At 42.5% G+C, this 2,675-nt stretch carries 3 protein-coding genes and 1 pseudogene; all 4 read left to right on the forward strand.

Translation table 11 applies throughout. From position 1 onward, the window contains the following. The first annotated feature begins 2 nt into the window (after window positions 1–2). Window positions 3–833 (forward strand): reverse transcriptase, encoded by an 831-nt coding sequence (locus tag C5O24_RS12365; protein ID WP_439331593.1) that lies wholly within the window; start codon window positions 3–5, stop codon window positions 831–833. Window positions 834–994: 161 nt separating this feature from the next. After that, a complete protein-coding gene (locus C5O24_RS12375) occupies window positions 995–1,579 on the forward strand; it encodes a DUF8468 domain-containing protein (protein WP_107681918.1) in 585 nt (194 codons plus the stop codon). Window positions 1,580–1,599: 20 nt separating this feature from the next. Further along, the gene (locus C5O24_RS12380; protein ID WP_107681919.1) at window positions 1,600–2,004 is read left to right on the forward strand and encodes a hypothetical protein; all 405 of its coding nucleotides are present in this window, start codon (window positions 1,600–1,602) and stop codon (window positions 2,002–2,004) included. 15 nt (window positions 2,005–2,019) lie between these two features. Beyond that, window positions 2,020–2,675: pseudogene (locus C5O24_RS13850) on the forward strand (hypothetical protein); the annotation flags it as partial.

Consider the following 2,675-nt stretch of genomic DNA (forward strand, 5'->3'; position numbering starts at 1 on the left):
CTATCAAGCCATTTGAAGATATACAATGGGAATCAATGACCTATGAAGAAATTGATTCGCTTCTTATAGAGCGTATCCGCATCTATGAGGAAGCCATTGCTATGCGTGGCGGTAAGCGTCCAAAACGTGAGGGCTTCATAATGGAACGTATTGCCAACATCGACAATCTACGTCTTGCTGACCGAAAGGCACAAGAGGGCAAGGCAAAACGTCTCATCATCGTCAATGGAAAAGAGGTAAGGATACCAAATAAGTACATTCAGGCACACAATGAAAACGCAGAAGCCGAATTGCGTGAGTTGCAAAAGATGATTCTGACCTTGAAATTTCCACCGCCTAATTACAGAAGTGAATATCTCAGGACTGATGCAGGAAAGGTAAGGGAGCTTATAAAGCAGAATTATTATCCGTGGCGAATATTGCAACACGCCATCATGCTGGTTGTATCCCCTCGGATTTTCGCAAGTCTGATAATGGATACTTTTGCCTGTATCAAGGGTAAAGGTTTGCATTTCGGTGTTAAACGTGTTCAGCGGACTTTGCGCAGACATCCTGAACTTAAATGGTTTTGGAAAACTGATTTTAAGAAATACTATCAGAGTCTGCCTCATGACCTTGTAAGGTCATCTTTGGAACGCCTTTATAAAGACAAGATGTTTCTTCGACTAATCGACATGGTAATACTTGCCTATGATAGTGGAGAAGAAATCATAAAAGAATTGGAAAATGAAATCATACGGAATCAGAGGAACCCCTATTGGGGCAGTGTCAAGCCAGACTTTAGGCAATCTCGCAATAAGCTCCATAGACCACAAGATGAAGCAGAACGGTAGAAAGTCTGCATACTTTCGCTACTGTGATGATGTGGCAGGTTTTGCCCGGACTAAGGCAGAAGCAATTAGGGCGATGAAGATGTTTCATCATCTTTCGTCTGAAAAAGGTGTCGTTCTTAAAGCCAACGCCATAGTTTCACCCATAGGCAGAAATCTAACAGATGAAGAAAGACGAGAACATAGGAAGAAGAAAAGAAAGAGGCAACGTGGTGGGCGATGGAAGAAGCATAGACTTTCTGGGTTATTGCTTCACGCCAACGAACATCAGGATTAGAAAATCAATAAAGCAAACTTTCGCACGAAAAGCAAAACGAATAACAGATGAAAAGCGTAGGCGTGAAGTCCTTGCCTCCTATTGGGGATGGTGTAAATGGGGTCACTGCCGAAACTTATGGAACAAATTAACGAATAACGACATGAGCTTTGCAGATATAGGAGTATCCGGTCGTGTTACGACAAAAGACGGTCAACAGTTCTTCGATGTTAAGAAGATAAAGATTGATAGCATTCTTAATCTTCCCATCAAGGTGGAAAAGTTTCAAACCGATGTCAAAACCCAACATGGTAATGGAAGACATGTTGTTCTGATTGAATACAATGGTGAGAAGTGTAAATTTATCACCAATTCTTTCACCTTGAAGAATATGCTTGACCAAGCAGCCAAGATAGAAAACGCCTTTCCGATTTCAACCGTTATCAAGAAACGTGACATCGGAGGCAAGTTTCCCGATTACTATTTTGAATAATCCCTAAAACAATCAGCACAATGAAATGTAACTATCAATTTCCAACAGTTCCCGATTCGGGAATTATCGCGTATCCCGAGGGCAGTATCCTCCGCGTCTTCTACGACATCACCCCGGCACCTCTCGCTCCACGTGAATCAGAGGAAGAAGAAAACGAGGATGCGGACATCCCCCAGACTTATGACTGCAATCAGGTTGATGTGCAGGGTCGCACCTATAACGACATTGTGAGTGCTATCGTCAGCGATAAGTATTCCAACGATGATGTTCAGGCGATTATCGCCAACTATACAGAGGTTATGGATGAAGATTCTGACATCGACGAGGAAAAGCGCGAGGAGTATATCTCCGAGTATTCTGACTATCAGCAGTGGCGAAAGCACGCTAAGGCTATTGCCAACGAAGTTCTTGAACATTTAGACTGAACCTAAACCAAGCCTATGCTACACGCACAGGGAAGCATCACTATCAGGCGCAGGCCAAAGGACGGCAATCCGGGAGCGGATGCCGTCCGCTACTGGCTTGTGCCGAGTGTATCCCAAGTTAAGAAAACAGATGATGGAAAATATCATCCAACCTCCGTTACTTGTGAAAAACGCAAGCAGACAGGTAATTCAAGCCCCATTGTCACATCTGAGGGTACATTGAAGTATCAGATTGGATATACTGATAATTCTACCAGCAACCTCACAAATTATTCCTCAGCTATAACCATCCCTGCAAATTGTCAATGGATTAAGTTTGTGCTTTATGTGAATAATATTGATGTTGCTACTGAAACTGTGCCGGTTGTTTTTGATGGAAAAGAGGGAAATCCCGGGCCGCAAGGTCTTCAAGGCTGTATATTCAGACGTTCCAAATTTGCCACCGGATTTGAGTATCATAATGATTCAGCACTGACGGATACGGGATTAAGGTATATAGATTTAGTGTATCTTATGACAGATAACACCATATATGCTTCTCATGCTAAGTGGTTTAGATGTAAAAAGACCCATTCATCTACTGAAAGCAATGCTCCACAACTCACAAACAATGGAACTGAGTCTTGGCTTGAATTTTGGGAGCCATTAAATACTATGGTTCCTATATATAC

Origin of the sequence: Paramuribaculum intestinale (genome assembly GCF_003024925.1) — a bacterium.
Classification (GTDB): domain Bacteria; phylum Bacteroidota; class Bacteroidia; order Bacteroidales; family Muribaculaceae; genus Paramuribaculum; species Paramuribaculum intestinale.